Source organism: Alkalibacillus haloalkaliphilus C5 (assembly GCF_000269905.1).
GTDB lineage: Bacteria > Bacillota > Bacilli > Bacillales > Alkalibacillaceae > Alkalibacillus > Alkalibacillus haloalkaliphilus_A.
The window spans coordinates 1-7,022 of record NZ_AKIF01000152.1; the positions used below are offsets into that span (position 1 = coordinate 1).

The window sequence follows — 7,022 nt, forward strand, 5'->3', positions numbered from 1 at the left end:
TGCCTTGGCAGTCTCAGTCATAGAATAAAAAATCCCGCCGCAGCGGGATCTCAACCATCTATTTCATCACAGCAGTCAACATCATTTTAGCAATATTCCCTATCGCGCGTTCGTCGACGTTGAACATTGGGTGGTGGTGCGGATAATCAGCGCCGATCTCAGGGTTTCCTCCGCCCAGTATAAAGTAGACGCCTGGGACTTCTTCTTGGAAATAGGCGAAGTCTTCGCTTCCCATGAGTGGTTCGGCTTCAACTGTATGGTCCTCGCCGAATACTTCGGCGCCAAGCTGCCTGATTCGCTCTGTTTCAACTGGATCATTATACATTGACGGGCAGTCGCGAACGTAGTCGATTTCATATCCTGCGTCTGCTGCTTCGCAAGTCATTTTCGTAATGTTGTGGAGTGCTTGTTCGATCATGTCGCGCGCTTCAGCACTGTATGATCTCACTGTTCCTTTTAACACAGCTTTTTCAGGAATGACATTATGGCCTTCGCCGCTATGGAATGAGCCGACTGTTACGGCTGCTGCATCCATTGGACTCACTCTACGGCTAACGATTTGTTGTAAGTTAGTGACGAGTTGGCTTCCTGTCACCAGTGCGTCAACTGTCATGTGCGGCATAGCCCCGTGGCCACCTTTTCCGTGCACTTCAATCGTAAAATCATCTTGTGCTGACGAAATATAACCAGCGCGCACACCGAACTGTCCAACAGGTAAATTAGACATAACATGAGCACCATAAATGATGTCAACACCGTCTAAGCAGCCATCATTGATCATCGGCTTTGCTCCACCTGGCGTCATCTCTTCACCAAATTGATGGATGAACACGATCGTACCAGACACTTCATCTTTAAACTCAGATAAAACTTTAGCTGCGCCTAACAACGCTGATGTATGCACATCATGACCGCATGCGTGCATCACACCGTCAACACGCGATTTGTATTCTGCATCTTTTTCATCTTGAATTGGTAAAGCGTCAAAATCTGCGCGTAATGCAACCTTCCTGCCAGGCTGACCGCCATGTAAAATGCCTAAAACGCCACGACCGCCAACACCAGTTTGAACTTCTAATCCTAACTTTTCGAGGTAGGCAGCAATTTTTCTCGGCGTCTCAACTTCTTCGTGTGATACTTCAGGATACATATGTAAATCTCTTCTAAACTCGACTAACTCAGATTCAATCGACTGTAAATAACTAAAAAATTTCTCCACTCTCAACACTCCCCACACGTTTTATGACATTATAGCACCAAATTTCCTAATAAAAAACTGTTGCAAGTGTACTATTTTGTGTAGTACACTTAACACAGATGAGAAAGAGGTGATTGTTTGCATATACTGTTAAACCCAACGAGCAACAAACCGATTTACGAACAGATCATCCAACAAGTTAAAGAGCGGATTTTGCAAGGTGTCGTTGTAGCAGGGGACAAAGTGCCGTCAGTTCGAGAGTTGTCTGCACAGTTAACGGTTAACCCTAACACGGTAAGTAAGGCGTATAAAGAATTAGAGCGAGAAGGCATTTTCGTCACTTTCCGTGGTAAAGGCACGTTCATTAGTGAGGATGTTCATGAGCTTGTACAAGAAAGGGAAGTGAAGCTTTTGAAAGAGCAAACTGAAAAATTAGTCCAGTCTGCCAAGCAAGCTGGCGTTTCAAAAGAAGAAATGAAGCAATGGATCGATGAAATATTTCAAAAAGGTGGTGGGGAGCATGATTGAAGTCAAAAACGTCACAAAAACAATTCATAAAACTGAAGTCCTAAACGATGTTCAGTTTAACGTAAGACCAGGGACAATCACGGGTGTCGTTGGTCGAAATGGTGCGGGTAAGACGACGTTGTTAAGGATGATCTCAGGCATTATAAAACCTGATCAAGGTGATATATCTGTTGAAGGCGAGAATGTATTTCAACAACCTCGAGTTAAACAAGATATCGTCTTTGTACCTGACTCAACAGATGCTTTAAAAACATATACGGTTAAAGAAATTGTGAAGTTTTATAAAGTGGTTTATCCGAATTTCGATGAAGAATATTATTATTCTTTATTAGATCAATTCAAATTTAATAAGTCGGGTAAAATTAAGAAGCTGTCAAAGGGACAAAAAGCACTGTTTTCATTAATTTTAGCTTTTTCAACGAATGCGAAGTTCATTTTACTTGATGAACCAACTGATGGTTTAGATGTCATTATAAAAAAAGAAATATTGCAGTTTATTGCTGAGCAAGTGGCTCATAAAGATGTTTCTATTATTATTTCATCGCACCGTTTAGACGAGTTAGAAAAAATGGCGGATCACATTGTCGTTTTAAAAGACGGGTCAGTTGATTCAGAAGTTGAAATGGAAACGTTAAAAGAGCAATATAAGAAAGTGCAAGTTGCTTACCAAGGTGAATTCCCTCAAGACATTATTCAAAACCTTGAAGTGCTAAGTCAGAATGGTCGAGTAGGTATTGTGTTATTGGAATCTGACGATGAAGATGGCGAAGCGATTCTTCAAAACTATGCTCCTATTTTATATGAAGAGTTACCGTTATCGTTAGAAGATATTTTCGTTGCCAAATTAGGAGGTGACCTATATGTTTCATAAAGCGTTATGGAAGAAAGAGTGGAAGCATAATTTCTTAGTATCACTAGGGCTGTTAGTTACGTTTTTATTGGCTTATGTTGTATCTGCTTTATGCGTTTTGATACATGGCGTATTTGGCAAGAACATCAGCCTGATCACTGGGAACATGTAAAAGCCTTTGAGGTTAATGGTATTTTTGAACCTAACTTTTTTGGCATGATTGCAGTCGGTGTTGTTATTTTAATGGCGGGCTTTCTATTAGGTTTGGAGAAAAATTCGAAGCGCCATGATTTTGCAATGGCTTTACCGTTTTCAAGAAAAGAGATGTTTTTAACGAAATATGTCATGGGGTTAGCGGTCGTGTTAATCGGCTATAATTTATCATTTTGGCTAGCTTACTTTGCTATTTATCAGTCAGAGTTTAGTCAGTTGTTAGCTGAAGTAGATCTCACTAACTCGTATTGGTTGCCATTAGCTGCCTATTTTGTGATTTACTCATTTGCGATGTTTATTGGAACAATCTCTGGTGAAATTAAATCACAAATCGCGCTGACACTTATATTCTTAGTTTTCCCACAAGGCATTTTCATTTTAATTGGTCAATTTTTAAATGTACATGGAATTAACTTCATTGAGCTTGAAATAGCGGAGTGGGTTTTCCAAGATTTATTTTGGTTTAATTATTTAAATAACCTCTTCTTCGATGAATTAAACATTTGGATTCCAGTGATTGCTGGCTTAGTTTTCACAGTATTAGCGATCGTTATTTATGAAAGGTCACCTTCTGAATATAGTGGTGAGTTTCTCATGTTCAGATCATTACACCCACTATTTGCTTTTGGAATTCCGTTTTGTAGTGCTTTGCTAGGGGGATTAATGTTATCTTCAATGGCTCCTTATAACTCTTCAGATGCATTAAGCCTTATTCTATATTGGCTCGGTGCTTTAATCGCACTATTTTTCTCATGGAAAATCACTAAAAAATTACTAAATAGGTAACCACTATTTAAAAACTAGCGTTCTCGGCAGGGGCGCTAGTTTTTTTCGGTTAAAATTGGTCATTTCGTCCTTTCTCGCGTATTTTTTCGACAATAATCACCAAATTATTCTTATATGCTTTTATATGTTAGTTCATCGGATGTTCGTCAATTTATTTTAAAACGGGTATCCTTGACCGTATCTGTTTTACAAGGAGGAGTATGGATTATGGCCTGGTACATAGGTTATTTCTTCGTATATTTTGGTATTGTTTTTGGTTTTGGAATTTATTATTATTTTAAAGTTAAAGATTCCGATGACTATTTAATTGCAGGTTGGAATATGGGGTTCTGGCCGATCGTCGGGACGATTATTAGTACGTTTTGTGGAGCCGCCGTCTTTATCGGTTGGGTCGGTATGGGATTCTCGGTTGGTATGTCAGGCTTTTTCGAGTTTGCATTGCCAGCTTATTTCTTCACTTTAATTTTAGTCGTCTTTTTCGCCAAACAGTTAAGACGTCAGAAGCTTTATACGTTGGCCGATTTATTTAGTGAACGTTTTGGTGGAAAACTAGGTATTTTTCCTTCAGTTTTATCAGCGTTCATTTATGCTGTGCCAACGTTAGCGCTACAAATTGTCGGTATGTCGACAGTATTTAATATCGCGTTTAATATGGAACCACAAACAGGGATTTTAGTCGCATTTGCACTTATTTTAGGTTTTACTATTTTAGGTGGTTTACCAGCGACGATTATTACAGATGCGTTGCAGTCTATTGTTTTAACGTTAGGGATCGTCGTTTTATTTATCGCAAGTTTGAATTACAGCGGTGGGATAGGAGAAGTACTGGAAAACACGCCTGCTCATTATTTAACGCCTTTTGGTGAACAAGGTGGATTAGCCGTATTAATCTTCGCCTTGTCTGTCGGTCCGTTCTATTTAATTTGGCAGTCGACGTGGCAACGTATTTTTGCTGCTCGTACAGAAGAAGTGGCGAAAAAAGCTGGTCTTACTGCGATTGCAATAGGTACAGCAATTTCGATTTTACCGTATGCGATCGGTGTAATGGCGCGTCAATATGTCCCAAGTGATATTGACCCTGACTTAATCTTTTCTTACGTAACAGTTGAATTGCTTCCGCCATTTATCGGTGGTTTAGTGTTAGTCGGTTTATTATCAGCCTTAATGACAGGTGCGAACTCGTTTATCTTGCAAGGTAGTTCAAACTTAACGCAAGATCTATATGCACGTATGATTAACCCGGACGCAGACAATCGTAAAATGATGTTTGTCTCACGATTAACGGTGGTCATTATTTCTGTTTTAGGTCTGATCATCGCATTCCAAGTACAAGATATTGTAACATTGTATCAGTGGGCGTTAAGATTATCAGCTGTTACACTAGTATTACCGTTCTTAGCAATTATGTTCTGGAAAGGTGTAACGACAGCAGGTGCACTATCATCAATGGTAATTGCAGGTGCCGTAACAATTATCTGGCCTTATTTCAAAGAAGAAATAATCGCTTGGTTTTCTAATATGACAGCGGACATGTTAGCGGCTGGGACGATTGAGGTTATAACAGCCTTTTTCGATGAAACGATTGTTGGGTTTTTAACATCGTTTATCGTATTAATTGTTGTCAGTTTACTAACCAAACACTCTAAAGCTGAGAACGTAAAAGCTGTATATAAAGAAGATTTTAATACGAGAACGTAGTCAGAAAGGTGATTTCATGACTTATGATTTAATTATTTACAATGGTGACATTATAACACTAGAAGAAGAGCTGATTGGTGTTCAAGCGGTTGGGGTAGAAGACGGTACGATTACGAAAATTTGGACAGGTGATTTTGACCCAGAGGAAGTAACGGCGAAAGAGTGGTATAACCTTGAGGGGAAAACACTCATTCCTGGCTTTATTGACACGCATAATCACATTTTAATGTATTCAAAAATGAAAAGTCAGGTCTATTGTGGCCCGCCTGAAAGTAGTAGTGTTGAGCGTTTGTTAAATATAATAAAAAAAGAAGCGCAAAATCAGGACACAGCGAAGTGGATTATAGGGTACGGATATGATGACACGATGCTTGAAGAACAACGTCATATAACACGAGAAGAGCTTGATCGTGTTGCACCTGATCATCCAGTCTTCATTCGTCACATCTCAGGTCATTTAGCCGTTGTGAACTCAAAAGCACTTGAAGTAAGTGACATAAATGATGAGGTGGAGGACCCTTCAGGTGGTCACTTCGGGCGTTATGAAGGTGGTACGTTGGATGGCGTATTGTATGAGTTACCCGTGTTAGAAAAAGTGATGCGCCATTTAGATCAGCTAACGAGTGATGAATTAACTCGTCTAATGATTGAAGCATCAGAAGATTATATAAAAGAAGGAATTACAACAAATACAGACGCAGCAGTTGGACTTGATGGAGGTTTTTCAGAGTACGAGGAGCACATTCGCGCAGTTACACACCCTGATTTTAAACTGAAAATGCGTTACATGGTAATGGACGATGTGTTAAATGAAAAGCCTTTTGCTGATATGACAGCTGATGAAGTCGATTCTTATATTAGCTTTCAGTCGAATGGCCAAGCACGTCTTGATAGCGCGAAGTTTTTCCAAGACGGTTCTATTCAAGGTTATACGGGTGCACTTCGAGGTGGCTATCATTTACACCCTAAACATAATGGGGCACTTATTCATAAACAAGAAACGTTAAATGAAATGTTCCAAAACGCCCATGATCGCGGGTTTAGAATTGCGTGTCACGGTAATGGTGATTTGGCAATCGACTCGATTATTCAAGCGTTGACGAATGCTTTAGAAAAATTCCCTCGTGAAGGTCATTTACATCGTATTGAACACCTTCAGACGGCGAGAGAAGAGGACTTAAAGCGAATGGCTGAATATGATATCGCCACATCACTATTTATAAACCATGTGTATTATTGGGGCGATCGTCACCGCGATATCTTTTTAGGCACTGAACGCGCTGAAAAGCTTGATCCACTAAACAGTGTCAGAGAGCATGGTCTGTTGTATACGTTACATTCAGATAATCCGATTACAGCTATTTCACCACTGTTTTCTATTTGGGCAGCGGTTAATCGCGTGACGCGCGATGGCCATGTTTTAGGTGAAAGTGAAAAAATTGACGCGTACGAAGCGTTGAAAACGATGACGTTATACGGTGCGCGACTAAATGATACAGAAGAGAAGAATGGATCGATTCAAATTGGAAAAGAAGCGGATTTCGCAGTACTTGATCGCAATCCGTTAACGATTGATCCGATGACTATAAAAGACATAAATGTTATGCAGACGTTTATTGATGGAAAGCCATGTATTGTTGAAGAGTAGGGAATAAATCGCTGGGTGAAGCCCAGCGATTTATTTATCAGCGCTCACAGAAATTTATCAGCGCTCACAGAAATTTATCAGCGCTCACAAGAATTTACAGC

6 protein-coding genes are annotated in these 7,022 nt (G+C 39.8%); 5 read left to right on the forward strand and 1 reads right to left on the reverse strand.

Annotated features, from left to right (window positions below; genetic code table 11):
• Positions 1-58: 58 nt before the first annotated feature.
• Positions 59-1,219 carry a M20 metallopeptidase family protein gene (locus A194_RS0113405; protein WP_017187330.1) on the reverse strand — a complete coding sequence of 387 codons (1,161 nt, stop codon included), beginning with the start codon at positions 1,217-1,219 and terminating at the stop codon, positions 59-61.
• 117 nt (positions 1,220-1,336) lie between these two features.
• On the opposite strand from A194_RS0113405, the gene A194_RS0113410 reads away from it, so the two are divergent.
• The 5 genes from A194_RS0113410 (at position 1,337) to A194_RS0113430 (ending at position 6,921) form a co-directional block, all read left to right on the forward strand.
• Positions 1,337-1,726, forward strand: coding sequence for a GntR family transcriptional regulator (locus A194_RS0113410; RefSeq protein WP_017187331.1), 390 nt, complete (start codon positions 1,337-1,339; stop codon positions 1,724-1,726).
• Positions 1,719-2,597 carry an ABC transporter ATP-binding protein gene (locus tag A194_RS0113415; protein ID WP_017187332.1) on the forward strand — a complete coding sequence of 293 codons (879 nt, stop codon included), beginning with the start codon at positions 1,719-1,721 and terminating at the stop codon, positions 2,595-2,597. Before A194_RS0113410 ends, A194_RS0113415 begins: the two co-directional genes overlap by 8 nt.
• 90 nt (positions 2,598-2,687) lie before the next feature.
• A complete protein-coding gene (locus tag A194_RS0113420) occupies positions 2,688-3,575 on the forward strand; it encodes an ABC-2 transporter permease (RefSeq protein ID WP_017187333.1) in 888 nt (295 codons plus the stop codon).
• Between the two features lie 207 nt (positions 3,576-3,782).
• Entirely contained in the window at positions 3,783-5,273 is a 1,491-nt protein-coding gene (locus A194_RS0113425) for a sodium:solute symporter family protein (protein WP_017187334.1), read from the forward strand.
• Between the two features lie 16 nt (positions 5,274-5,289).
• Complete coding sequence (locus tag A194_RS0113430) at positions 5,290-6,921, forward strand: amidohydrolase (RefSeq protein WP_017187335.1); 1,632 nt, start codon at positions 5,290-5,292, stop codon at positions 6,919-6,921.
• Positions 6,922-7,022 lie beyond the last annotated feature (101 nt).